Origin of the sequence: Streptomyces sp. HUAS 31 (assembly GCF_028198125.1) — a bacterium.
Lineage (GTDB): Bacteria > Actinomycetota > Actinomycetes > Streptomycetales > Streptomycetaceae > Streptomyces > Streptomyces chartreusis.
In genome coordinates this window covers 3,280,392-3,305,653 of sequence record NZ_CP116353.1, presented here as the reverse complement: position 1 = coordinate 3,305,653, position 25,262 = coordinate 3,280,392, and the positions used below count along the sequence as shown (strand labels likewise).

Annotated in this window: 18 protein-coding genes; 16 read left to right on the top strand and 2 right to left on the bottom strand. The window is 70.4% G+C overall.

The genetic code is table 11. The annotated features are described in order from the left end of the window. Positions 1-155 precede the first annotated feature (155 nt). Positions 156-512, top strand: a complete 357-nt coding sequence (locus PGH47_RS14555) for a carboxymuconolactone decarboxylase (protein WP_107907334.1) — start codon at positions 156-158, stop codon at positions 510-512. Between the two features lie 23 nt (positions 513-535). Here PGH47_RS14555 and PGH47_RS14550 read toward each other — a convergent pair whose 3' ends face one another. Beyond that, complete coding sequence (locus PGH47_RS14550; RefSeq protein ID WP_271663789.1) at positions 536-850, bottom strand: putative quinol monooxygenase; 315 nt, start codon at positions 848-850, stop codon at positions 536-538. A 113-nt stretch (positions 851-963) separates the two neighbouring features. Here PGH47_RS14550 and PGH47_RS14545 point away from each other — a divergent pair, with 113 nt between their 5' ends. The 4 genes from PGH47_RS14545 (at position 964) to PGH47_RS14530 (ending at position 6,851) form a co-directional block, all read left to right on the top strand. Then, entirely contained in the window at positions 964-1,503 is a 540-nt protein-coding gene (locus tag PGH47_RS14545; RefSeq protein WP_271663788.1) for a winged helix-turn-helix transcriptional regulator, read from the top strand. 103 nt (positions 1,504-1,606) lie between these two features. Continuing rightward, positions 1,607-2,608 (top strand): polyphosphate kinase 2 family protein, encoded by a 1,002-nt coding sequence (locus tag PGH47_RS14540; RefSeq protein WP_271663787.1) that lies wholly within the window; start codon positions 1,607-1,609, stop codon positions 2,606-2,608. Then, a complete protein-coding gene (locus tag PGH47_RS14535; RefSeq protein ID WP_271663786.1) occupies positions 2,605-5,334 on the top strand; it encodes a cation-translocating P-type ATPase in 2,730 nt (909 codons plus the stop codon). Before PGH47_RS14540 ends, PGH47_RS14535 begins: the two co-directional genes overlap by 4 nt. A 59-nt stretch (positions 5,335-5,393) precedes the next feature. Further along, positions 5,394-6,851, top strand: coding sequence for a hypothetical protein (locus tag PGH47_RS14530; protein ID WP_271663785.1), 1,458 nt, complete (start codon positions 5,394-5,396; stop codon positions 6,849-6,851). Positions 6,852-6,859: 8 nt separating this feature from the next. Here PGH47_RS14530 and PGH47_RS14525 read toward each other — a convergent pair whose 3' ends face one another. Continuing rightward, positions 6,860-8,227: a hypothetical protein gene (locus PGH47_RS14525; protein WP_271663784.1), complete on the bottom strand. Its 1,368-nt coding sequence runs from the start codon at positions 8,225-8,227 to the stop codon at positions 6,860-6,862. Between the two features lie 296 nt (positions 8,228-8,523). On the opposite strand from PGH47_RS14525, the gene PGH47_RS14520 reads away from it, so the two are divergent. The 11 genes from PGH47_RS14520 to PGH47_RS14470 all read left to right on the top strand — a co-directional run bounded on the left by PGH47_RS14520 (position 8,524) and on the right by PGH47_RS14470 (position 25,181). After that, on the top strand, positions 8,524-9,645 hold the full coding sequence (locus PGH47_RS14520) for a hypothetical protein (protein WP_271663783.1): 1,122 nt from the start codon (positions 8,524-8,526) through the stop codon (positions 9,643-9,645). A gap of 48 nt (positions 9,646-9,693) precedes the next feature. Next, entirely contained in the window at positions 9,694-10,521 is an 828-nt protein-coding gene (locus PGH47_RS14515) for a TIGR03936 family radical SAM-associated protein (protein ID WP_271663782.1), read from the top strand. Positions 10,522-10,783: 262 nt separating this feature from the next. Continuing rightward, positions 10,784-14,806, top strand: coding sequence for an Rne/Rng family ribonuclease (locus PGH47_RS14510; protein ID WP_271663781.1), 4,023 nt, complete (start codon positions 10,784-10,786; stop codon positions 14,804-14,806). 246 nt (positions 14,807-15,052) lie between these two features. Then, entirely contained in the window at positions 15,053-15,373 is a 321-nt protein-coding gene (gene rplU / locus PGH47_RS14505) for a 50S ribosomal protein L21 (RefSeq protein WP_007381993.1), read from the top strand. Positions 15,374-15,387: 14 nt separating this feature from the next. Beyond that, positions 15,388-15,642 (top strand): 50S ribosomal protein L27, encoded by a 255-nt coding sequence (gene rpmA / locus PGH47_RS14500; protein ID WP_010041940.1) that lies wholly within the window; start codon positions 15,388-15,390, stop codon positions 15,640-15,642. 135 nt (positions 15,643-15,777) lie between these two features. Continuing rightward, positions 15,778-17,223: a GTPase ObgE gene (obgE, locus tag PGH47_RS14495; RefSeq protein ID WP_271663780.1), complete on the top strand. Its 1,446-nt coding sequence runs from the start codon at positions 15,778-15,780 to the stop codon at positions 17,221-17,223. Between the two features lie 213 nt (positions 17,224-17,436). Next, the gene (locus PGH47_RS14490; RefSeq protein WP_271663779.1) at positions 17,437-18,951 is read left to right on the top strand and encodes an FG-GAP repeat domain-containing protein; all 1,515 of its coding nucleotides are present in this window, start codon (positions 17,437-17,439) and stop codon (positions 18,949-18,951) included. 44 nt (positions 18,952-18,995) lie between these two features. Next, positions 18,996-20,483, top strand: coding sequence for an FG-GAP-like repeat-containing protein (locus tag PGH47_RS14485; protein ID WP_271663778.1), 1,488 nt, complete (start codon positions 18,996-18,998; stop codon positions 20,481-20,483). A gap of 170 nt (positions 20,484-20,653) precedes the next feature. Beyond that, a complete protein-coding gene (locus tag PGH47_RS14480) occupies positions 20,654-22,213 on the top strand; it encodes an alkaline phosphatase D family protein (RefSeq protein ID WP_271663777.1) in 1,560 nt (519 codons plus the stop codon). A 93-nt stretch (positions 22,214-22,306) separates the two neighbouring features. Beyond that, positions 22,307-23,500: a hypothetical protein gene (locus PGH47_RS14475; protein ID WP_271663776.1), complete on the top strand. Its 1,194-nt coding sequence runs from the start codon at positions 22,307-22,309 to the stop codon at positions 23,498-23,500. Positions 23,501-23,681: 181 nt separating this feature from the next. Further along, positions 23,682-25,181 (top strand): bifunctional cytidylyltransferase/SDR family oxidoreductase, encoded by a 1,500-nt coding sequence (locus tag PGH47_RS14470; protein WP_107906574.1) that lies wholly within the window; start codon positions 23,682-23,684, stop codon positions 25,179-25,181. Positions 25,182-25,262: the final 81 nt, after the last annotated feature.

Here is a 25,262-nt window from a genome sequence, read left to right as displayed (position 1 = left end):
TGCGGCTCGCGGCCAGGGCCCGTCCGGCTCGACGCGCGCCGTGCAGGGACCGCGCCTACGCTTGAGTGGCAACCGCCGGACACCCAGGGGCGATTCCCACGTAGAGCGGGTGGGTGCGGTTCCACTCCCTACAGCACCGGAAGGCGGGCCCCGTCATGGCCACTGCATCCGAGACCCCCGTGCTCGACACGATCGCCGCGATGACGATCGACTCCCTCGAGCACTGCAACATGGACGAGCGGACGCTCATCCAGTCCCGTATCGCCGCCCTCGTTGCCATGGACGCACCCGCGATCTCGTACATGGCCCACATCAACCCCGCGATCAGGGCCGAGTTCACTGTCGAGCACTTGCAGGACCTGCTCGTCGCGATCGCCCCCGTCGTGGGGACCGCGCGCGTGATGTCGGCCGCGGGTCACATCGCCGAGGCGTTCGGCGTCACGATGGCGATGGCCGAGAGCGAGGCCGAAGCCATCGCTCAGGCGGAGGCCCAGAGCCGCAGCGGGTCCTGAGCCGCCGCAGGCCCTGAAGTCACTCAAGACCGCAGACCGGCGGGCCCGTCGGCGACGACATTGCCCCGCATGAGCCACGTCGGACCTTCGGCGTAACCACTCGCCTCGGCGAAGAACGCGGCGAAGTACGGGCCGCCCGCGTGCGCGTTGAACGCGTCGACGTCCTCGTAGACCTCGTTGAGGTAGAAGACGTCCGCGTTCTCCTCGTCCGCGACGACCTCGAACCGGTGCGAGCCGGGCTCGTTCGCCAGGGAGTCACGGGCGGTCCTGTGGGCCGCCCGGACGAAGTCGTCGCGGTTCTCCGGCTTGACGGTGAAGGACACAAGGAACTGGTACATGGGGCAGCCTCCACGGGCTCGGATGTGGCAGTTCAGTGACTGAACCGCCCTCGCGGAACGACCGTAGCACGGCTCGGTTCAGTCAGTGAACCGGTGCGGCTAGAATCGAGGGCATGACACTCCCCAGCACCTACGCGGACGGCAACTGCTCGCTGGCGCGCACCCTGGAAGTGGTGGGCGAACGGTGGACGCTCCTCATCGTTCGCGACGCGTTCTTCGGGGTGCGCCGGTTCGGGGACTTCGCCACCCAGCTCAAGATCCCGCGCGCCGTACTGGCCAACCGGCTGAAGTCCCTCGTGCAGGAAGGCGTGCTGACCCGCGACGAGGACGCCGACACGGGTGTCGAGTACCGCCTGACCGCCAAGGGCGTCGAACTGTGGCCCGTCGTACGCGCCCTGATGAACTGGGGAGACGCGTTCTACTCACCCGCGGGAGTGCGGCGCGCCCTCCGTCACGACCGGGACGGCGGACTGCTCGACCCCGAGGGCCGCTGCCAGGACTGCGGCTCGGTCGTCCCGGTCCCCGAGGTCCTGATCGAGCCCGGACCCGGATTCGAGCCGGAGGACTCCGCCGGCGACCCCGTGTCCAGGGCGATCAACACCCCACGCCGCCTCCTCGAACCGGTCACGCCGGTTCCCGCCGGTCGCCCTTGACGAACCACCCCCGGAGGGTGAAGCGGGGGAGCCCCTTTCGCGGTGGTCTGTGGGGACGGACCGTGACCGTGCCGTGGGTCGGACGGGGAAGGGCGAGGTGGCGATGGGCGACGACAGGGCCGCACGTATAGCGGACTTCATCGAGCCCTTGCGGGTCGAGCCCGGCACGAAGGTGCGACTGGGGAAGGACTTCGATCCGGGCTTCAAGGCGGGCGTCCGGAAGAAGAAGGAAGGCGTGCAGCTCCTGCAGAGCGGCATCGAGCTGCTCGCGGACTACCAGCGGCGGCTGGCCGCCCAGGACACCTACGGGGTGCTGGTCTGCCTCCAGGCGCTCGACGCCGGCGGCAAGGACGGCACCATCCGGCACGTCATGAGCGGCGTCAATCCGCAGGGCGTGAGCGTGTCGTCCTTCAAGGTGCCCTCCACCGAGGAACTCGACCACGACTACCTGTGGCGCTACGCCTCCCGCCTGCCCCGGCGCGGCGAGATCGGGATCTTCAACCGGTCGCACTACGAGGAGGTCCTGGTGGTGCGGGTGCACCCGGAGAACCTCGCCCGGCAGAAACTGCCGGAGGCGGCACGCGGCCCCGACGTGTGGGAGCGGCGCTACCGCGAGATCAACGACTGGGAGCGCTATCTCACCGACAACGGCTTCAAGGTCGTCAAGCTGTTCCTGAACCTGTCGAAGGAGGAACAGCGCATCCGCTTCCTCAAGCGCATCGACGTCCCCGAGCGGAACTGGAAGTTCTCGGCGGCCGACGTCCGTGAACGGGCCCGGTGGGACGACTACCAGCGGGCGTTCTCGCAGATGCTGTCCGCCACCAGCACGGAATGGGCGCCCTGGTACGTCATCCCGGCCGACCACAAGTGGTTCGCGCGGCTGTGCGCCGCGGGGGTGCTGGCGCACACCCTGATGGACATCGACCCGCAGTATCCGCGCGTCAGCAACCGGACCCGCCGCGACCTGGCCAAGGTCAGACGTGAGCTGGAGAACCAGGCCCCGGAGGGTGCCTCGCCCGACCCGTACGCGGAGTCGGCCACCGGAGGCAAGAAGGGCAAGAAGGGCAAGAAGGGCAGAGGCGAGAAGGGCAAGCAGGCGTCATGACCGCACTCACGGACGCCCCGGACGGGCAGGCCGAGCAGGGCCGGGAGTGGTACCGGCTGTCGGCGCCGGACGTCGCCGTCGCGCTCGAAGTCGATCCGGCCACGGGACTGTCCTCGGCGCGAGCGGCGGAGCTGCTGCGGACGCACGGTCCGAACGCGCTGCCCGAGGAGAAGCCGCTGCCCGGCTGGAAGCGCTATCTCGCGCAGTACCGCAGCTATATGCAGCTGGTCCTGGTGGCCGCCGCCGTGGTCTCCCTGGTGATCAAGGAGTGGAGCACCGGGGTGCTGCTGCTGGTGCTGACCGTCCTCAACGCGGTGGTCGGCATGCGGCAGGAGGGCAAGGCGGAGAGCGCCATGAACGCCCTCAAGTCGATGATGAAGGCGACCGCCCGAGTGCGCAGGGACGGTGCCGAGTCCGAGATCCCGGCGGAGGAGGTCGTCGTCGGCGACGTCGTGCTCGTCGCCGCCGGGGACGAGGTACCGGCCGACGGCCGCATCGTCGAGGCCAACGCCCTCCAGATCGACGAGTCGGCGCTGACCGGCGAGAGCGTGCCCGCCGCCAAGGACTCCGGCCCGCTGACCGGCGACGACCTGGGGCCGGGGGACCGGACGAACATGGCGTTCATGAACACGCCCGTCACCCACGGCAGCGCGACGGTGCTGGTCACGGGCACGGGGGCGGGCACGGAGCTCGGCCGTATCTCCGGAATGCTCTCGGCGACGCCGCGCGAGGCATCCCCGCTGACCCGGGAGCTGGACCGGCTCACCCTGTGGATCACGGGTGCGGCCGGACTGACGATGATCGTGATGTTCGTGCTCGGACGCAGCCGCGACGAGGCGTGGGACGCGCTGTTCGTGAGCGCCGTGTCCCTGGCCATCGCCGCCATCCCGGAGGCCCTGCCCACCGTCACGCAGACCATCCTCTCGATCGGCGGGATCGATCTCGCCCGGCGCGAGGCGATCGTGAAGGACCTGCCGTCGGTGGAGTCGCTGGGGTTCACCTCGGCCATCAACTCCGACAAGACCGGCACGCTCACCATGAACCAGATGACGGTCGTGGAGGTGCTCGACCCGGGCGACCGCTACACCGTCTCCGGCACCGGGTACGGCCTGGCCGGCAGGATTCACCACGCCGTCGGCAGCGCGCCGGACATCGAGGACGCGATCCTGCCCTACCTGGTCGCCTGTGACGCGAAGCTCGTGGACGGCCGGGTCGTCGGCGATCCCACCGAGGGCGCCCTGCTGGTGCTCGGCCACAAGGCCGGCCTGGACATCGACGCCACCAGGGAACGGTTCCCAAGGCTGGCGACGCTGCCCTTCGACCCCTCGTACAAGCTGATGGCCACCTTCAACTCGGCCACGGACGCGGCGGGCCGGCCCGTGGTGCGGTGCTTCGTGAAGGGCGCCGCGCCCGCCGTGACGGGCCGGGCGGCCACCGCGCTGGCGCAGGGCGGGGCCGTCCCGTGGAACGACGAGGCTCGCGGGCGGGCCCAGGAGCACATCGAACGCATGGGAGGCGAGGGCCTGCGCGTGATGGCAGCCGCGCGGCGCGACCTCGACCCCGCGACGTTCGACCCGGACGGGGACCTTCTCGGATACGTCACAGACCTGGAGATGACCAGCCTCGTCGGCATGGTCGACCCGCCGCGCGAGGAGTCGCGGACCGCGGTGGCCGACGCCCAGTCCGCCCATATCCGGGTGCGGATGGTGACCGGCGACGACGTCGTCACGGGTGCCGCCATCGCACGGCAGCTCGGGATCGAGGGCGAGGCCGTCCTCGGCGCGGAGTTCGCCGCCCTGCCGGAGAACGAGCGGCTCGCCCGGATCGACGACATCGGCGTGGTCGGCCGGGTCGCCCCCGAGCACAAGGTGCTGCTCGCCGACACGCTGAAGAAGAAGGGCCATGTGGTGGCCATGACCGGCGACGGCGTCAACGACGCCCCGGCCATCAAGGCCGCCGACGTCGGGATCGCCATGGGATCCGGCACGGACGTCGCCAAGAACGCCGGACGCATGGTGCTGGCCGACGACAACTTCGCGACGATCGTCTACGCCGTCGAGCAGGGCCGCAAGATCTACGACAACCTCACCAAGTACATCCGCTTCGTGCTCGTGCTGCTAGTCGTGTTCGTGCTGACCTTCCTCGGCGCGACCCTGTTCAACATCGCCTCCGGTGAACCCTTCACCCCGCCGCAGGTGCTGTGGATCCACTTCTTTGTCAACGCGGCCTTCGGCTTCGCGCTCGGCTTCGACCGACAGAGCCCGGGGCTGATGGAGCGCCGGCCGCGCCCGCGCGGCGAACCGGTCCTGACGAAGAGCGTGATGATCACGGTCGGGCTGTCCGGGCTGGCCATCACCATCGGCCTGCTCTCCATGATCCAGCTGGGCGAGTCCCACTTCGACAGCGTGAAGGTCGGCCAGTCGATGGCGTTCACGTCCTTCGCGCTCTGCCTGATCGTGGCCGCGCTGGAGTGCCGCAGCGAGACGGACACCGTGCTCACCACCGCCAGCTTCGACAGCAAGCAGATGAACTGGGCCATGCTCGTCGAGTTCGTCCTCGCGATCATGGTGACCCAGATGGACGGCTTCAACCGCCTGCTCGGCACGACGGAACTGGAGCTGCGCGAGTTCGCCTGGACCCTGATCCCACCGCTCGCCCTGCTCGCGCTGTGGGAGCTCGGCAAGTTCCTGGTACGACGCCGGGGCCCCGCGGACGTGACGCCGTAGGGCTGCCGAACGGGGGAGCCCCGGGTGCGCCCGGGTGGGCCGCGTCCGAGCCTGGTGGCATGAGCATCCGCCCATGGGTCGTCGTCGAGGCACCGGACAGTCGTGGTTTTCGCCGGGTGACCGTTGGCGGTGAGACGGCGGGCAGCGCCTGGTCGGTGGGGGAGCTGCGCAGGATTCTCCGCCGTCACGGCTTTCCGGAGGATACGGACCTGGAGGACACGACCTCCATTTGCTGGCGCGGCGGCGACAGCGGCACATGGCCGGACCACCCCTGGCGAAGACACGCGACGCTCGTGCTGATGATGGCCGGACTGCTGGCGTCCATGGTGCTCAGCGCGGCCGTCGGATGGCCGGACGCGTCCGGGGCGCTCACCTTCGCGCAACGGATGACCGGCGTGCTCTTCGTGCTGACGGGCCTTGTGCAGGGCCTGGCCGCGGTGACCGTGCTCGACTACTGGGGGAGACGTCAGTTCAGGATCTCCGGGGCTGTCGTGCTGGTCGGGGTGCTCATCGCGCTGGCCACATCCAGTCTCCTGCTCTTCATGTGGCTCGAAGAGATGGAGTACACGCCCTACCTGCTGATGTTCCTGCCCCTTTGGTCCTGGTCGGTGTGGGCGCTCGCCGTTCTGGTGCGGGCGAAATGCTGGAAAGGCGCCCCGTGGCCCAAGAGATTCGCGGCCGGTGTGGTGGCCACCGCGCTCCTGACCGGTGTCAGCCTGGCCTACTCGACCATGTACCAACCGACGGCGGCCCCCATGCACCTCACCCTGAAGGCTGATTTCGGGGCGGCACGGGCGGATCGGGAGCTGCCGTTCGTCCATGTGCCACTGACGTTCTCCGTGAAGAACACCGGCGGAATTCCCGTCTATGTCATCAATGACATCTACACGGTCCGCGGCAGGGCCGCCGCATACTCCAAAGTGCCCAGGGACGCGGAATTGGTGGAGGAGTGGCGAGAGACCGCCGGGGAGTTGGGAAACACGCTGGGGGAGGCCGAGCTCTACATCGGTGATCTCAGGAAGACCACGATCAGCAGCAATCACGTCTACGGCGCCGGCAAGTGGCTGGAAGTCGGGCAGGAGTTCTCGACCAGGCGCGTCTTTCAGCTTCCCAGAGAAGCGCACTACGACACGGTCAGCGTCAATGTGCAGATCTCCTACATGAGAAAGGACCGGGGAAAGCTCGATGTGGACGAGTTCAGTGAGGCGCACTACACGTGGCACGAAAGCGACAAGCGCTATTACTGCCCGTGGGTGCTGTGCGGACAACAGATCATCTACAGCGGGCGCGTCCGGCACAACAACAACCTCATCAACGTGACACGCAAACCACGGTTCGTGACGACGAGTTGGTCGCCGGGCGTCCGGCCCGCTTCCTCCATCTCCTCGCTTCGTTACTGGGAGACAAAGGGCGACCTGCGGGAAGAGCGAACGGAGTTGGACAGGTACGGGGCCGCGAGCATTCGGGCCGACGCGGAGGTGTCCATGGCGGAACTGCTGAAGTCCGCCGGTGTGTGACGAGGGGCCTATCCCTCGTCGCTCGGCAGCCAGCTCCCCGTCGTGATGCCTTCCTCCTGTAGGTACACGGCCGTCTGTCGGCAGTGTGCGGCCGGCTTTCCGCCGAGCTTCCCGATCAGGTCCTTCCCCTCGACGATCTCTGCGAGCCCGGTGATGAGCGGCGCGACCTCGAAGGGGGCGTGGGTGTGCTCGTCGTTCTCCAACTGGGCGCGGACGTCGAGCACGTCGTTTCCCTTGTCGCTGGCCTTCCAGAAGTCCTTGACCCCGGTGCTGTCCCAAGCCGGGGGCGTCACGGCTTCCAGACCCTTCGAGAGGTCCCGCTGCGAAACGGCCTCGAACACGGCGTTGGTGCACACTTCGGCGGCCTCCCCGAGCGGAGAGTCCGGCGGTTCCTGAGCCGAGGCGGCTTCCTCCTGCTCGTCCTTCATCCGGGAGGTCCGGTCCTTCATCTCCCGCCGAGCTTCGGCCCGTTCCTCCGGCGATGCCGCGGGGTCGGTCGCCCGTTTCATCAGCCGGCTGACCTCCGCAGTGATCTCCGCGAGCCTCTGCCGCTGCTTCTCGGGTATATGCCGGTCACTGACAAGACCCAGTGAGGAACTTGTCGTCACGCCCGTCTCGTCCCTCCCTTTGTCCTGTTCCTCCGCTTCGTTCGTGTCCTTGATCGCCGCCACCGTCGGCTCGCGCACGCCCTGGGGCGTCTCAGCATCGGCGACCAGGCCGAACGCGGCAGTCGTCCGCTTCACCACCAGGAAGAGCCGCGAACGGTCCTCGGGAGGCACGTCCGGAGCCTGGCCGGCCTCCAGAGTGGCGGTCACCTGCTTCACGAGCACGGTCAGTTGTTCCCGCACCTCGGCCGGCGTGCTGTCGTCGCTGATGACCTCCAGCGCCGAGGCCAGTTCCTTCGCGCTGTCGGTGACCGCTCCCCGGTCCTGCGGTGTGGTGTCCGGGGATTCGGACGCCCGGAGCGTGGCGGTCACTGTGTCGACGGACGCCGTCAGCTCCCTGGGTACGTCCTCGCGCTTCGCGCTGAGCGTCGTCGTCACCTCTTCAACCGCTTGCGTCTGCTCCGACGGCGGCTCCTTCGTCTTCTCCTTCTCTTCCTGTTGCTGTTGCTGTTCTTGCTCCTGTTCTTGCTCCTGCTCCTGCTCCTGTTCTTGTTCTTGCTGTTGCTCCTGCTCCTCTTCCTCGTCACTGGACGGCGGGTCATCGGGCGGCGGCGGCTTGGGCGGTGGGGGCTCGGGCTCGGGCGGCGGTGGAGGAGCCGGCGGAGACGTTGTCGTCGGGGTAGGCGAGGGCGGGGGCGGTGGTGGTGGCGGTGGTGGCGTCTGTATGAGGGCCTCGGGCCTGCCCGCGTCGGGCGCCTGCTGCGCCGCCACCGCGCTCGTCACACCGGCCGGCAGTGCGAGTGCCGCAGCCAGGAGAGACGCGTTGACCCCGTGAAGGACGTATCGGCGAGTGGTTCTGGCCATGATGGTTCCCGATGCGCTGTGCGCGGTACCGCATCAACTGTTGGCCGACCCGGGCCTCTCCCCTCCACTCTTCACCCCCTCCGGACATCCCGCAAACGCGAACGCCCGGCTCCGGGCCGGGTGTTGTCTCCGGCGTGTCCGAGCCCGAAATAGTTGTGGGGTGCAATGGGATCCGGACAGGCGGCTCCGGCGTCTAGACGGATATGGACCTTGAGAAGCCACCGGCTCGGCAGCAGCAGCACCAGGCGCCCGAGGGGTGTCTTGCCGTCGCGATCCGGGTGCCCGTGCGGATCGTCGTGCTCGTGCTCGTCGTGCCGGTGCGGATGGCGTGGGACGCCCTCGTCGTCGCCGGGCGCTTCCTGAACGACACGGTGCTCCGGCCGGTGGGCCGGGCGCTGCTGTGGCTCGGCCGGGCGGTCTTCGTGTGGCCGTTCGTGGCGCTGTGGCGGTACGTCGTCGTGCCGGTCGCCAAGGGCCTCGCCTGGCTGGGGAACGTGCTCTTCGTCATACCCCTGGTGTGGCTCTACCGGTACGTGCTGACTCCCGTCGGGCACGCCTGCGCGTGGGTCGCGCGCGGGATCGGCGCGGGGCTGACATGGCTGTACGCGCGCGTGCTCACGCCCATCGGGCACGCCGTCCTGTGGGTCCTCAAGGGGCTCGGCGCGGTGCTCGCCGCCATCGGCCTCGGGGTGTTCGGCGCCGGGGCCTGGCTGGCGCGGTACCTCCTCGTCGTACCCGCCCTGTGGCTGTACGAGTGGGTCCTCACACCGGTCGGCCATGCCGTCGCCTGGTGCGCGAAGGGCGTCGCGTGGCTCGTGAGCACCGTCGTCACCGGCATCGGCATCGCCCTGTACTGGATCGTGCGCGTGCTGCTCGTGCTGCCCGCGCTGGGCCTGTACCGGTGGGTCCTCACCCCCGTCGGCCGGGTGCTCGCCGTCGTCGGCACGGAGATCTGGGACGCCCTCGGTCACGCCTGGCGGATCGCCGGCCACATCTCGCTCGCCGTCGGCCGGTTCCTCGCGAACGTCTTCCGGTGGACCTTCGTCGAGCCGGTGCGCTGGGTGTACCGCACGGTGCTCACGCCCGTCGGGCATGTCGTGCGGGACGCGGTGCTGCGGCCCGTCGCCGAGGCGGCGCGCAGCGTGGGCCGGGCCACCCGGCAGGCCCTCGCCACCGCCCGGGAGTCCGCACGGCAGGCGCGCGCCGACTTCCGGCGGATGCTGTTCGGGGAGTCCCGGGAGCGTGAAGCCGTGCCCGCGCGGGAACCGCGGGGCCGCGAGACACGTACTCTTGGTAGCAGTACGACCGCTCTCACGAAGGACTGAACGACACTGGGCAAGCGACAGCCCGAAGGCCCGCCGCCCGCACCCGCGGTGCAGCGCATCCGACTGCGCTACACCAAGCGCGGCCGCCTCCGGTTCACCAGCCACCGTGACTTCCAGCGCGCCTTCGAGCGTGCGCTGCGCCGTGCCGAGGTGCCGATGGCGTACTCGGCGGGGTTCACGCCGCATCCGAAGGTGTCGTACGCCAATGCCGCACCCACCGGCACGGGCAGTGAGGCGGAGTATCTGGAGATCGCCCTCACCGAGGCGCGTGATCCGGAGCAGCTGAGAGTGCTCCTCGACGAGTCGCTGCCCACCGGGCTCGACATCGTGGACGCGGTCGAGGCCCGGGTCTCCGGGCTCGCCGACCGGCTCACGGCGTCCGTCTGGGAGCTGCGGCTCGACGGTGTGGACCCGGCCGACGCCGCGCGAGCGGTCGCCGCCTTCGACGCCGCCGAATCCGTCGAGGTCCAGCGCATGACCAAGAACGGCGTGCGTACCTTCGACGCCCGCCCCGCGGTCGTCGAACTGGAAAGCACCGACGCGACGGACGCGAAAGAAGCAGCAGCCGCGTCAGGCGCGTCGGACACAACAGAAACGCACAGTTCCCAGGCTGATAGGCCGACCGACCAGCCCTGTGCGATACTGCGGCTGGTTGTTCGGCACGTGACGCCTGCCGTACGACCCGACGACGTCCTGTCCGGTCTCCGCGCCGTGGCCGACCTGGCGCCGCCGGTCCCCGCAGCGGTGACCAGGCTGGCGCAGGGGCTGTTCGATGAAGAGACAGGCACGGTGACCGACCCGCTCGCGCCCGACCGCGAGGCAGCGACGGCCCCAACCGAGGCCGAGCCCGCTGCCGCCGCGCCGGCGCCGGCGTAAGGAAGGTTCCGCGCAGGGACGTACGTCGAAGCGCAGCCCTCGTACTCGGGAGCCACCTGGGTCGGGCAGCGCACCGACCAGAAGACTTTCGCCAGGCCGTACGCATGAGGCGTACGGAACCGGCGAGACAGGACACAGAGAGCTCCCGTGCGGCGCCCGCGCCCCGGACGGCGGCAGTCGCGCACCGCGCGAGCCGCGGACGTCACCGGCATGCCGCCGGACCAGGCGCGGCGCCCGGGAGCCTGACGGGAGAAACGCCCGCATGCTCGAACCGACCGAACCCACCGAGGGTTCCGAACTGAACACTCCCAGCGACACCCTGCCGCCGCGCCGCCGGCGTCGTGCGGCGTCCCGCCCGGCGGGACCGCCCGTGGCCGCCACCGAGGCGCAGCCCGCGGAGGTTGTCGAGCCGGCCATACCGGTCGCTGAGGCAGCCGATGTCGCGGCCGTGACCGAAGAGGCCGAGAAGCCCGATGAGAACATCGAGGCCGTCGAGGCCGAGGTGACTCCCGAGGCCACCGAGGACGAAGAGACCCAGCAGGCCGAGGAGACGACGGAGGCCGCACCCAGCGGTCGTCCGCGCCGCCGTGCCGTACGCCGTGCCTCCGCGCCCGCCGGGGCGCCCGAGGCCGCCGAAGCCGCCGAGACCGTCGTTCCCGTGACGGCCGCCGCGCCGGTCACCGAGGAAGCGACCCCGGCCGCCGCCGCGGAGAGCACCGAGGCGCCCGCGCCCCGTACGCGTCGCCGTGCCGTGCGCCGCGCGTCGGCACCCGCCGGTGCCCCCGCGCCCGTCGAGGCGGCCGAGCCCGCTGCCGCCGAGGCCCCTGCCGCCACTGAGACCACCGCCGCTGTCGAGGCGCCCGCCGCCGAGGTGGCCGCCGCCGAGGTGGCCGATGAGGCCGCTCCGCGTCGCACCCGCCGCCGTGCCACCCGCCGGGTGTCCGCGCCCGTCGGTGCTCCGGACGACGCCGAGGCCGCCGCCGAGACGGAGGCGCCCGAGACCCCCGCCGCTGTCGAGACCACCGAGCCCGTGGAGGCCGCCGAGGAGGCCGCGCCGCGTCGCACGCGTCGCCGTGCCACCCGGCGCGTGACCGAGGAGGCCCCCGTCGAGACGCCCGAGTCCACCGAGAAGCCGGTGACGGCGGAGACCCCCGAGGTCCCCGAGACCGCTGCCGAGGAGGCCCCCGCCGAGAGCGGTGAGGAGGCCGGCCCCCGTCGCCGGCGCCGCGTCGTCCGTCGCGCCGCCGCCGGGTTCGCCGAGCCCGCCCGTGCCGCCGCCAAGGCCGAGCAGTCCGAGCAGGACACCGAGGACGCACCGCGCCGGGCGCGGCCCTCCGTGGCCGTGTTCCAGGCGCCCGTGTTCACCGAGCCCCAGTTCCAGACGCCCGAGCGCGCCGCCCAGGCTGCCGCCGCGGAGGCGGAGACCGAGGACGTCGAGGAGTTCCCGGAGGAGCAGGCCGGCGCGTCCAGGCGCCGTCGCCGGCGCCGCAGCGGCGGATTCGCCGAGGAGACCGAGACCCAGGTCGCGGAGACCACCGCCGAGGACGAGACCGAGGAAGCCGAAGAGGGCGCCGAGGACATCGCCGACGGCGAGGAGACCGAGGAGACCGGGTCCCGTCGCCGCCGCCGGCGTGGCGGCCGTCGCCGCCGTCGCGGCGAGAGCGCGGAGTCGGACGCCGAGGGCGACGACACCGACGAGCCCGCCGCGGCGCAGGCTGAGCAGGACGCCGAGGACACCGCCGAGCAGGAGGAAGAGGACGCCGAGGACGGCCGCGACGACGGCTCCGGGTCCAGCTCCTCCAGCCGTCGCCGTCGGCGCCGTCGCCGTCGCGCAGGTGACTCCTCCGCCGACAACGAGCCCGGTGACGGCGACCCCGAGCGCACCGTCGTCAAGGTCCGCGAGCCCCGTCCCCCGCGGGAAAGGGGTGCCGAGCCGTCCGACGAGGTGCAGTCCATCAAGGGCTCCACCCGTCTGGAGGCCAAGAAGCAGCGCCGCCGCGAAGGCCGTGAGCAGGGCCGCCGCCGGGTGCCGATCATCACCGAGGCCGAGTTCCTGGCCCGCCGCGAGGCGGTCGAGCGCGTGATGGTGGTCCGCCAGCACGGCGACCGTACGCAGATCGGCGTCCTCGAGGACAACGTGCTCGTCGAGCACTACGTCAACAAGGAGCAGTCGACCTCGTACGTCGGCAACGTCTACCTGGGCAAGGTCCAGAACGTGCTGCCGTCGATGGAGGCCGCCTTCATCGACATCGGCAAGGGCCGCAACGCCGTGCTCTACGCCGGTGAGGTCAACTTCGAGGCGCTGGGCATGGCCAACGGCCCGCGCCGTATCGAGTCCGCCCTGAAGTCCGGCCAGTCGGTCCTCGTTCAGGTGACGAAGGACCCGATCGGCCACAAGGGCGCCCGTCTGACCAGCCAGGTCTCCCTGCCGGGCCGCTACCTCGTGTACGTCCCCGAGGGCTCGATGACCGGCATCAGCCGCAAGCTGCCCGACACCGAGCGGGCCCGGCTGAAGACCATCCTCAAGAAGATCGTCCCCGAGGACGCGGGCGTCATCGTGCGCACCGCCGCCGAGGGCGCGAGCGAGGACGAGCTGCGCCGCGACGTCGAGCGCCTCCAGGCGCAGTGGGAGGAGATCCAGAAGAAGGCCAAGAACGGCAACGCCCCGACGCTGCTGTACGGCGAGCCGGACATGACCGTCCGGGTCGTCCGCGACATCTTCAACGAGGACTTCTCCAAGGTCGTCGTCAGCGGTGACGACGCCTGGTCGACGATCCACGGCTACGTCTCGCACGTCGCCCCGGATCTGGCCGAGCGGCTCTCGAAGTGGACCTCCGAGGTCGACGTCTTCGCCACGTACCGGATCGACGAGCAGCTCGCCAAGGCGCTGGACCGCAAGGTCTGGCTGCCCAGCGGCGGTTCGCTGGTGATCGACCGGACCGAGGCGATGGTCGTCGTCGACGTCAACACCGGCAAGTTCACCGGTCAGGGCGGCAACCTCGAGGAGACCGTCACCAGGAACAACCTGGAGGCGGCCGAGGAGATCGTCCGCCAGCTGCGGCTGCGCGACCTCGGCGGCATCATCGTGATCGACTTCATCGACATGGTGCTGGAGTCCAACCGGGACCTGGTGCTGCGGCGCCTGTTGGAGTGCCTGGGCCGGGACCGGACCAAGCACCAGGTCGCCGAGGTGACTTCGCTGGGCCTGGTCCAGATGACCCGCAAGCGGGTCGGCCAGGGCCTGCTCGAGTCCTTCTCCGAGACCTGCGTGCACTGCAACGGCCGCGGCGTCATCGTGCACATGGAGCAGCCGACGGCCGCCGGCGGTGGCGGTGGCAAGCGCAAGAAGCGCGCGCGGGCCGGTGCCGGTCCCGAGCATGTCCACGAGGCGTCCGTCGCCACCGAGCCGGCCGAGACGGCCGAGGAGGAGGCGGAGACCGAGGCAGAGGTCGCGGCAGAGGCCGCCGAGCCGGCCGCGCTGCCCGAGCCGGAGTTCGCGCCCGACGAGGAGCTGTACAGCAGCGTCGCCGAGGCGGAGGCCGCGGCGGGCCGTGGCGGTCGTTCGCGGCGCCGCGGGGGCCGGCGGGTGTCGGCTCCGGCAGGCGCGCCGAGGAAGGCCGAGGCGGTCCCCACCGCTCAGGACGTGACCGTCGCCGAGGAGATCGAGCGCCCGGTCCGGCCCGAGCCGGCCGCGGACGTCAAGGCCGAGCCCGCGGCAGTCGAGGACGCGGTCGTGCAGACCGAGGCCCCGGCCGCCGAGGAGGCCGCACCCAAGGGCCGTACGCGGCGTCGCGCCACCCGCAAGGTGTCCGCGCCCGCCGGGTCGCCCGCGGGGGCCGAGGCCGCCGTCGTGACGGTCGCCGAGACGGCCGCCGCCGAGCCGGTCGCGCAGACCCCGGCCGAGGAGGCCGCCGCCGAGCCGGTCGCCGAGAGCGCCGCCCCGGCCCGTCCGCGCCGCCGTGCCGTGCGCAAGGCCACCGCGCCGAGCGCGTCCGACGAGGCGGCCGTCCTGGTCGTCCCGGCGGGCGAGGCACCGGCCGAGCCCGCTGCCGAGGCGCAGGCCCCGGCCGCGGAGGAGGGCGTCGAGGAGGCCGCTCCGGCCAAGAAGACGGCCCGCAAGACGGCCAAGAAGGCGACGGCGAAGAAGGCCGCCACCAAGAAGACCGCGGCCAAGAAGACGGTCGCCAAGAAGGCGACGGCCAAGAAGGCGGCGAAGACCGCCAAGACGGCCGCGGCCAAGGCGACGGCGAAGAAGACCACGGTCTCCGCCGCCACCGACGAGTGACACACGACGACTGACGTGTGGTGCGGCCGGTCCCTGTGACCGGCCGCACTCGTCTGGGGCCCGGCCCGGTTTGACCCCCTCGGCCACGGCCCCGTAACCTTGACCGTCGGCGTGTCCGTGGATATAGGCACGCCACATCCCCGTAAACCTCTTCCTCCGGAGCACTGGGTGTCCTGGAGAGGCTGTCCGCGTGCCGGGCGGCTGGACTGCGGGGGTGCCGTTCCCGAGCGAGAGAGTGAGATCCGCGTGTACGCCATCGTGCGCAGCGGTGGTCGCCAGCACAAGGTTGCTGTCGGCGACATCGTTGAGGTTGACAAGATTTCCACTGCCAAGGTTGGCGACACGGTCGAGCTCTCGACCCTGCTCGTTGTCGACGGCGACGCTGTGACCAGCGACCCGTGGGTCCTGGCCGGCATCAAGGTCCAGGCCGAGGTCGTGGACCACCACAAGGGCGTCAAGATCGACATCCTTCGCTACAAGAACAAGACCGGCTACCGCCGTCGTCAGGGCCACCGCCAGCAGTACACGGCGATCAAGGTCACTGAGATCCCCGCGGCTGCGAAGTAAGGGACTGAGGAGAGATGGCACACAAGAAGGGCGCATCGTCCACCCGTAACGGTCGTGACTCCAACGCTCAGCGCCTCGGCGTGAAGCGTTTCGGCGGTCAGGTCGTCAACGCGGGTGAGATCCTGGTCCGCCAGCGCGGCACCCACTTCCACCCGGGCGCGGGCGTCGGCCGTGGCGGCGACGACACGCTGTTCGCGCTGCAGGCCGGTTCGGTGCAGTTCGGCACGCACCGTGGCCGCAAGGTCGTGAACATCGTTCCGGTCGCCTGAGTCTTCTGACTTAACGGCTCAGACCGAACGTTTCGCGAGGCGGACCTCACTTCCCGTGCGGGAAGGCGGGTCCGCCTTTCGCGTGTTACAGCAGAGACATACACGTACGTTTTCGCAGTGCTGGAGGCACCTACCATGACCACCTTCGTGGACCGCGTCGAGCTGCACGTCGCCGCGGGTAGCGGAGGCCACGGCTGTGCCTCCGTCCACCGTGAGAAGTTCAAGCCGCTCGGCGGGCCCGACGGCGGCAACGGCGGGCGTGGCGGTGACGTCATCCTCACCGTCGACCAGTCGATCACGACGCTGCTCGAGTACCACCACTCCCCGCACCGCAAGGCCACCAACGGCAAGCCCGGCGAGGGCGGCAACCGGTCGGGCAAGGACGGGCAGGACCTGGTGCTGCCGGTGCCGGACGGCACGGTGGTGCTGGACAAGGCGGGCAACGTCCTCGCCGACCTGATCGGCCACGGCACGTCGTACGTCGCCGCGCAGGGCGGCCGGGGCGGTCTCGGCAACGCCGCGCTGGCCTCGGCCCGGCGCAAGGCGCCGGGATTCGCGCTGCTCGGCGAGCCCGGGGACCTCCAGGACATCGTCCTGGAGCTGAAGACGGTCGCCGACGTGGCCCTGGTGGGGTACCCGAGCGCCGGCAAGTCCTCGCTGATCTCCGTGCTGAGCGCCGCCAAGCCGAAGATCGCGGACTACCCCTTCACGACCCTCGTGCCCAACCTCGGTGTGGTGACGGCCGGTTCGACCGTGTACACCATCGCCGACGTCCCGGGGCTCATCCCGGGCGCCAGCCAGGGCAAGGGCCTGGGCCTGGAGTTCCTGCGGCACGTCGAGCGGTGCAGCGTGCTGGTGCACGTCCTGGACACCGCGACGCTGGAGTCCGACCGTGACCCCGTCTCCGACCTGGACATCATCGAGGCGGAGCTGCGGGAGTACGGCGGGCTCGACAACCGGCCGCGGATCGTCGTCATGAACAAGATCGACGTGCCGGACGGCAAGGACCTCGCCGAGATGGTGCGGCCGGACCTGGAGGCCCGCGGTTACCGCGTCTTCGAGGTGTCGGCGGTGGCGCACATGGGTCTGAAGGAGCTGTCGTTCGCGCTGGCCGAGCTGGTGGCGGGCGCGCGGGCCGCGAAGCCGAAGGAAGAGGCGACGCGGATCGTGATCCGGCCCAAGGCCGTCGACGACGCCGGGTTCACCGTGACGCCCGAGGAGTCCGGCGGGGAGCCGCTGTTCCGGGTGCGGGGCGAGAAGCCCGAGCGCTGGGTCCGCCAGACCGACTTCAACAACGACGAGGCGGTGGGCTACCTCGCCGACCGGCTCAACCGCCTCGGTGTCGAGGAGGAGCTGATGAAGGCGGGTGCCCGTGCCGGCGACGGCGTGGCCATCGGCCCCGAGGACAACGCGGTCGTCTTCGACTGGGAGCCGACGATGATGTCCGGTGCCGAGATGCTCGGGCGCCGCGGTGAGGACCACCGCTTCGAGGCACCGCGACCCGCCGCACAGCGCAGGCGTGACAAGGACGCCGAACGGGACGAGGCGTCGCGGGAGTACGACGACTTCGAGCCGTTCTAGACAGCCGTATTCGACGACGCCGGGGTGCCGAGAGGCACCCCGGCGTCGTCGTGCCCGCCCCCCGGCACTGGCCGAATCGGTGAACGGCGGGAAAATTCCCGGGGTATCCGAGGGCAACCACCCGGTGGGTCGGTGAGTCGTACTGGGCGTCGTGGATGAGGATCTTGAACCTCGTCACGCGCTCCAACCGCCTTTCCGACCGCCGGAGTTGCCGTGCCCTCGCCTTCCCGCCGCCGCACCCTCCCGTCCCGCCGCAGACGCCTGGTGCTCGCCACCGGCGTCGCGCTCGTCGCCGGTGCGCTGGTGGTCCCCGCCGTCAACGCCGCCACGGAGGCGACGACCCCGGCGCCGAGCAGCAAGCGGCTGCACGACGACTTCAACGGCGACGGGTATCCCGACGTGGCGATCGGCGCGCCGGGCACCGCTCTCGGCAAGCAGACGAAGGCCGGCGCCGTCAGCGTGCTGTACGGCTCGTCCAGCGGCCCGGCGACCTCGCGCAAGCAGGTGCTGACCTGGTCGAGCCGGGCGGGAGTGACGCCGGCGCGGACGGAGTACGGCTCCGGGCTCCAGAGCGCCGACCTGGACCGCGACGGCTACGCCGACCTGCTGTCGACCATGCGGTCGAGCCCGGTGAGCGGCTACGAGGGGCGCTTCGTCGTCGTCAACTGGGGTGGCCCCAAGGGTCTTTCGGCCGAGCCGACCATCCTTCAGGGCATCCCGGCCACCAGCCTGGGCGCCTTCGCCGTGGCCGACGTCGACGGGGACAAGAACCCCGATGTGACCATGATGGGCGACCCTTACGGCGACGACTCGGCCCAGGGTGACGGCAGCGTGCTGCGCGGCCCGTTCACCCGCGGTGGCGAATCGGCGGGCAGCAGGCGCTTCACCGTCGACCCGGACAACATGAGCTTCTTCAGGCTGATCGCGGCCGGTGACGTGACCGGCGACGGCATCGCCGACCTGGCCGTCGGCAGCACCTCCACCGAGGAGTCCGACTCCCGCGCGGTGTCGCTGCTCGTCGGCGGGCCCGACGGCTTCACCGACAAGGGCGTGCTGAAGGACGGACAGGGCCGCATCATCGGTGGCGAGGACATCGAGATCGGTGACCTGAACAAGGACGGCTACGGCGACATCGTCGTCGGCCACTCCGCCGACGGCTACGACAGCGATGTCGAACTCCCCACCAAGGGCGGCGCGTTGATCGTCGTGTACGGCGGCCCCGGTGGCGCCTCCACCACCCGCAAGCCGGTGTGGATCAACCAGGACAGCCCCGGAGTGCCGGGCGCCGGCGAGTACCACGACGGCATGGGCTCGGGTCTGTCGATCGGCGACACCAATGGCGACGGCTACCTCGACGTGGCGACCGGGCTGCCCGGGGAGGACTTCGACGGCATCACCGACGCGGGCACCGTGCTGGTGCTGCGGGGCAGCGCGAACGGGCTGACCGCGAGCGGCTACAAGTCGTTCAGCCAGAACACCGCCGGGGTACCGGGCACCGCCGAGAAGGCGGACCGTTTCGGCGCGGAGACCGCCCTGGTCGACGGCAACGGTGACAAGAAGGACGGCCTGGTCGTCGGCGACGCGGCCGAGAACGCGGGCAACGGTTCCGCGTGGATCCTCTCCGCCACCTCCGCCGGCGTCACGGCGAGCGGCTCCTTCTCGTTCGGTTCGGCCACCATGGGCCTGCCCGCGACCGGGGCCCTGTTCGGAGCCTCGACGGCCGACTGACGGCGACCACACCCCCGTACGAACGCGACACAGGAGAAAGCGACATGAAGAAGCAGCGCGGCACGCTCCGCACGGGTCTCGCGGTCGTCATGGCCGTCACCGGGGCCGCTGTCCTCCCGGCATCGCAGGCGTCGGCGGGTGGCGCGCCGGCCGCCGCCGAGCGGCACGACGACTTCAACGGCGACGGCTACTCCGACCTCGCGGTGGCGGCGCCCGAGGCGACCGTCGACGGGAAGACGAAGGCCGGGTACGTCGCCGTCGTGTACGGCTCGGCGACCGGGCTGAAGACCTCGTCCAAGCAGGTCGTCAGCCAGAACACCCCCGGCGTCACCGACTCCGCCGAGACGGCCGACCTGTTCGGCAGCGCGGTGAGCACAGCGGACCTCGACAGGGACGGCTACGACGACCTCATAGTCGGCGTCACCGGGGAGGACAGTGTGGAAGGGGGCGCCGAGACCGGGCTCGTGCAGGTCGTCTGGGGCGGCCCGAACGGGTTGTCCGGCGGGGCCGCGCTGGCGTACGGGCACGACACCTACGACCGGCTCAGCGACCGGGGCAAGCTCACCGTCGGCGATGTGAACGGGGACGGGGCGCCGGACCTGGTGGCAGTGGAGAGCATGTTCAAACTCCGTGTCATCAAGGGGCCGTTCGGGCGGGACGGCGCGGCGAGCGGCGGTGAGCAGACCGTCGTCGACGACTCCGACCCCCGTTTCCTGGATCTGGCCACCGGTGACGTCGACGGCGACGGCATCGACGATGTCGTCGGCACGATGAACGACGGAGACGAGTACGACGCCCGCCGCGTCACGTACTGGCGGGGCACGGACGACGGGCTCGCGCCCGAGGGCGTCGTGCTCCGGGACAGCCGGGACTGGCGGGTGCAGGGCGGCGAGTCCGTCGGTGTCGGCGACGTGAACCGGGACGGGTACGCGGACATCGTCGTGGGCCGTCCGGTCGACGGCTACGACAGCGACCTCGACACCCCGATCCCCAAGGGCGGCCGGGTCGCTTTCATCCCCGGCTCCGCGAACGGGCCCGTCGGCACGAAGGCGAAGTACGTCAACCAGGACACCGCCGGGGTTCCGGGCGCCGCCGAGCGCGGCGACGGCTTCGGCACCGACATCTCGGTCGCCGACGTCGACGGCGACGGGTACGCCGACGTCGCGACGGGCGTACCCGGCGAGGACTTCGACGGTCAGAGCGACGCCGGCGGCACTGTCGTCCTGCGCGGCGGCCCGAACGGCCTGACCGGCACCGGCGCCAAGGGCGTCAACCAGAACACCGACGGTGTGCCGGGCGCGGCCGAGACCAAGGACGTCTTCGGCACCGCCACCCATCTCGTCGACGGCAACGGCGACGGCCGTGCCGAACTCGCCGTCGGCGCACCGGGGGAGAACGCCGACGCCGGCTCGGTCTGGGTGTTCAGGTCGACCTCGACCGGGATCACCCCGACCGGCTCGTTCACCTTCGGGGCCGGGACGCTCGGCACGGTGGCGGCGAAGGCCAGGCTCGGCGTCGGGTTCACCTACTGATCCACCGACAGACCCGTCGCGGCCAGGGCACGTTCGTGCACCACTGCGACGGGTCTTCCGTTGTCTCCGTGTTTGTCATGCACGCGAAGTATGCCGTTCAACGGGCGGACCGCCCTGAAGCATGAGCATCCGAAGTGTCCAAGAGGCCAGCGAGACAAGGGAGTTCGCCGATGACCGGAGAGACCGGACCCGTGTCGACCGACAGACGCCGTTTCCTGACCGCCGGGGCCGCCGTGCTCGGCGCCGCGGCCTCCGCCCAGCTGTGGCTGCCGACCGCCGCCCGGGCCGCCGAAACCCCCCTGCCCGACGGCGTGTTCAGCCTCGGCGTGGCGTCCGGCGACCCGCTGCCCGACGGCATAGTGCTGTGGACGCGGCTCGCCCCCGACCCGTTCAACGGCGGCGGCATGCCCGACTCGGTCGTCTCCGTCGAGTGGGAGCTCGCGGAGGACGAGCGGTTCCGCAAGCCGGTGCGCCGCGGCGTCGCCCAGGCCCGGCCCGAACTGGGGCACAGCGTTCACGTCGATGTACGACGGCTGCGTCCGGGCCGCACCTACTGGTACCGCTTCCGCGCCGGCGGCCAGCTCTCGCCCACCGGCCGCACCCGCACCGCGCCCCACCCGCACAGCTCCGGCGGCCGGCTGCGCATGGCCCTCGCGTCCTGCCAGAACTGGCAGCACGGCTACTTCACTCCGTACGCCGACATGCTGGACCAGGACCCCGACTTCGTGCTCTTCGTCGGCGACTACATCTACGAGTCCACGCCGTCCTCGACGGGCGTGCGCCGGCACGAGGGCACGGGCGAGCCGTACAGCCTGGCGCAGTACCGCAACCGGTACGCCCAGTACCGCACCGACCCCGACCTCGCGGCGATGCACGCGAACGCGCCCTTCGTGGTCACCTTCGACGACCACGAGATCGACAACGACTTCGCCGGTGAGATCCCGCAGGACCCGGACAAGCAGACGCACGACGCCTTCGTGGCCCGTCTGACGGCCGGCTACCAGGCGTACTACGAGCACATGCCGGTCCGGGCGAGCGCCGTCCCGAACGGCCCGCACATCCAGATGTACCGCCGCCTGGAGTTCGGCAGGCTGGCCCGGCTCAGCGTGCTGGACACCCGGCAGTACCGCAGCGACCAGGTCACCAGCCAGGAGGCGGCCCAGGACCCCTCGCTCACCATGCTGGGCGCCGAGCAGAAGGAGTGGCTGGTCGACGGGCTGCGGCACTCGCCGGCCCGCTGGAACATGATCGGCTCGCAGATCATGATGGCCGAGACCGACCTCCAGGTCGGCCCGGGCAAACTCTGGTACTACGACGCCTGGGACGGCTACCAGGTCGAGCGCAACGCCCTGATGGAGGAGCTGAAGCACGTCCGCAACCCGGTCGTGTTCACCGGCGACCGCCATCTGACGATGATCAGCGACCTCAAGGAGGACTACGCCGACCCGGACTCCGCCGTCGTCGGCGCCGAGTTCGTCGGTACGTCCATCTCCAGCAACGGCGACCAGGACCAGGCCGCGTTCCACCGCGAGTGGGACCCCCGCGTGCCCGACAACCCGCACTGGAAGCTCCTCGACGCCCACCGCGGCTACCACCTCTTCGACATCCGCCGCGACGGCATCGACGCACAGGTCAGGGTCGTGGACACGGTCCGCGCGCAGACGGCCACGCCGAGCACCCTGGCTCAGCTGCGGGTGGAGGCGGGACGGCCGGGCGTCGAGGTCGTGTAACCGCCGGAACGGCTGGTGGGAGACCTGGGACTCATCCGTGTCCCAGGTCACTCTCAGCGCGGTCTCAGGAACCTCTCTTACCGTCCTCTGACCATGGAGACGGACTGTACGAGAGATGAACTCCGGGCCGACGGCGCCGTGATCACCCCGCTGCCCACCGGGACCCGGCTGCTGCACATCGGCCCGCACAAGACCGGCACCACCTCGATCCAGGGCGCGCTGTTCGCGGCGAAGGACGAGATGGCCCGGCACGGCGTCGAGTGGCCGGCCGGGACCCGGCACCCCATGGAGGCCGTCCTGGCCGCCTGCGCCCGCACCGGCATGATGGGCGACACCGCGCCCACCGAGCGGCACTGGCAGCGGCTGCTGGAGCAGGTCGGCGCCACGGGCCGGCGCACCTCGGTGCTGAGCAGCGAGTTCTTCGCCGACGCCCCCGACGACGAGACCGTCGCGCGGGTCGTCGAGCAGCTCGGCGGCGACCGTGTGCACGTACTCGTCACCCTGCGCCCGCTCGCCCGGATCATGCCCTCGCAGTGGCAGCAGTACGTGCAGAACGGCCTGCGCATGGGCTACGAGGACTGGCTCGCGCACATGCTCAGGAAGCCGCCGTACGAGAAGCCCAACCCCAGTTTCTGGCGCCGGCACCGGCATGACCGGCTCGTCGAGCGCTGGGCGCGGGTGGCCGGTGCCGAGCGGGTCACCGTGGTCGTGGTGGACGACCGGGACCGCGAGGGGCTGATGCGCACATTCGAGACACTGCTCGGGTTGCCGAAAGGTCTGTTGCGTCCCGTTCCGGACGCCGCGAATCGCTCACTCACCCTCGCCGAGACCGAAATGCTGCGGAATCTTAATAAGGAATTCCGCGCCAATGAACTGCCCCCGGAGCTGTATTCACAGCTCGTCCGGAACGGCGCGGTGATGCATATGAAGAACACGTGCACCCCCGGTCCCGGCGATGTGAAGATCTGCACCCCGCGATGGGCCGTGGAGGCCGCCGCCGAGATCGGCGCCCGGATGGCGGAGCGTGTCGGCGGGACGGGGGTGCGGGTCCTCGGTGACCTGCGGTTGCTGTCCGTGGTGGACGAGACGGGGGCCGCCGTCGCCGCCGAGCCGCGCATCGCTCCCGAGGCCGCCGCGCAGGCGTTGTACGGAGCCCTCGCGGCGGCCGCCGCCGCGCCCGTCCGGCACACCGCGGCCGCCAAGTCGCGCACCGTCCACCAGACGTCTTCGGGAGAACTCGTGCGGGTACTCGGGCACCGCTGCCTCAAGCGGCTGCGGCTTCGCTGAGCCTGTGCGGTTACTCACAGCAATTTCCCGGAACTTCCGGAGGGCCTCTCGCCATCGACCATGCGTACAAGGTGAATGCCAGGTTGCGCGCACATATGCGGCCGGGGACGCTCACCTTGCACAGCGGTAACCACAAGTGGGACCATTTCCAAGTTCCCAGTCGCCACAAGGTAGGTCACCTGTGTCCCAGCACATAGCCAAGCCCCGTACCACCGCAGTGATCCTGGCCGGTGGCACCGGTCAGCGGGTGGGTCTGTCGATCCCCAAGCAGCTGCTGAAGATCGCCGGCAAGGCAGTCATCGAGCACACCCTGGCCACCTTCGAGAAGGCCGACTCGATCGACGACATCATCGTGCTGATGGCGCCCGGTTACGTGCCGGACATCGAGAAGATCGTCGCCAAGGCCGGGTTCACCAAGGTCAAGAAGGTCATCGAAGGCGGCTCGACGCGCAACGAGACCACCGAGCGCGCCATCGACGCCCTCGGTGAGGGCCTGGCCGAGGGCGAGGACCTCAACGTCCTGTTCCACGACGCCGTACGCCCGCTGCTGTCACAGCGTGTGATCGACGACTGTGTCGTGGCGCTGGAGCGCTTCCAGGCCGTAGACGTCGCCATCCCGTCCGCGGACACCATCATCGTCACGCGCACGCACGGCGAGGACGGCGAGTTCATCACCGAGATCCCGGACCGCTCCCGCCTGCGCCGCGGCCAGACCCCGCAGGCCTTCAAGCTGTCCACCATCAAGCGGGCCTACGAGGTCGCCGCCGGTGACCCCAACTTCCAGGCCACGGACGACTGCTCCGTCGTGCTCAAGTACCTGCCGGACGTGCCGATCCACGTCGTCGCGGGCGACGAGTACAACATGAAGGTCACTCAGCCGGTCGACGTCTTCATCGCCGACAAGCTCTTCCAGCTCGCCTCCACCGCCGCGCCCGAGCAGGTGAGCGAGGAGGCCTACCGCGAGCTGCTCACCGGCAAGACCGTCGTCGTCTTCGGCGGCAGCTACGGCATCGGCAAGGACATCGCCGAACTGGCCGAGTCCTACGGCTCGAAGGTGTACGCGCTGGGCCGCTCCACCACCGGCACGCACGTGGAGAACCCGGAGGAGGTCGACGACGCGCTGTCCAAGGCGTACGCGGAGACCGGCCGGATCGACTACGTCGTCAACACCGCCGGTGTGCTGCGCATCGGCAAGCTGGCCGAGACCGACAACGCCACCATCGAGGAGGCGCTGAAGGTCAACTACCTGGCCCCGGTGCAGATCGCGCGCTCCTCGTACAAGTACCTGTCAGAGACCAAGGGCCAGCTGCTGCTGTACACCTCCAGCAGCTACACCCGCGGTCGCGCCGAGTACAGCCTCTACTCCTCGACCAAGGCCGCCATGGTGAACCTCACCCAGGCCCTGTCGGACGAGTGGGCCGGTGACGGCATTCGGGTGAACTGCATCAACCCGGAGCGCACCGCCACGCCGATGCGGACCAAGGCCTTCGGCCAGGAGCCTTCCGGCAGCCTGCTCTCCTCCGAGGCGGTCGCCCGGACCTCCCTCGACGTGCTGCTCTCCGAGCTCACCGGCCATGTCATCGACGTCCGCCAGCAGGACCCGACGGCCGCCGCAGGCCAGGCCTCCGGCTTCGAGCAGGCGCTGGCCAGCGTCCTCGACCGGCAGGACGGCATGGCATAATCAAGATTTAATAGCCTTATGGAATTCAGGCCTCTGGGAATCTTCGTTCACGAAGAATTCACAGGGGCCTGAGTCCTTCCC

Excerpts from the sequence above, each read along its gene's own strand:
- PGH47_RS14540 (WP_271663787.1), top strand. The coding sequence starts at position 1,607 with ATGGGCGACGACAGGGCCGCACGTATAGCGGACTTCATCGAGCCCTTG.
- obgE (WP_271663780.1), top strand. The coding sequence starts at position 15,778 with ATGACCACCTTCGTGGACCGCGTCGAGCTGCACGTCGCCGCGGGTAGC.
- PGH47_RS14555 (WP_107907334.1), top strand. The coding sequence starts at position 156 with ATGGCCACTGCATCCGAGACCCCCGTGCTCGACACGATCGCCGCGATG.
- PGH47_RS14550 (WP_271663789.1), bottom strand. The coding sequence starts at position 850 with ATGTACCAGTTCCTTGTGTCCTTCACCGTCAAGCCGGAGAACCGCGAC.
- PGH47_RS14545 (WP_271663788.1), top strand. The coding sequence starts at position 964 with ATGACACTCCCCAGCACCTACGCGGACGGCAACTGCTCGCTGGCGCGC.
- PGH47_RS14480 (WP_271663777.1), top strand. The coding sequence starts at position 20,654 with ATGACCGGAGAGACCGGACCCGTGTCGACCGACAGACGCCGTTTCCTG.
- PGH47_RS14485 (WP_271663778.1), top strand. The coding sequence starts at position 18,996 with ATGAAGAAGCAGCGCGGCACGCTCCGCACGGGTCTCGCGGTCGTCATG.
- rpmA (WP_010041940.1), top strand. The coding sequence starts at position 15,388 with ATGGCACACAAGAAGGGCGCATCGTCCACCCGTAACGGTCGTGACTCC.
- PGH47_RS14530 (WP_271663785.1), top strand. The coding sequence starts at position 5,394 with ATGAGCATCCGCCCATGGGTCGTCGTCGAGGCACCGGACAGTCGTGGT.
- PGH47_RS14510 (WP_271663781.1), top strand. The coding sequence starts at position 10,784 with ATGCTCGAACCGACCGAACCCACCGAGGGTTCCGAACTGAACACTCCC.
- PGH47_RS14535 (WP_271663786.1), top strand. The coding sequence starts at position 2,605 with ATGACCGCACTCACGGACGCCCCGGACGGGCAGGCCGAGCAGGGCCGG.
- PGH47_RS14475 (WP_271663776.1), top strand. The coding sequence starts at position 22,307 with ATGGAGACGGACTGTACGAGAGATGAACTCCGGGCCGACGGCGCCGTG.
- PGH47_RS14520 (WP_271663783.1), top strand. The coding sequence starts at position 8,524 with ATGGACCTTGAGAAGCCACCGGCTCGGCAGCAGCAGCACCAGGCGCCC.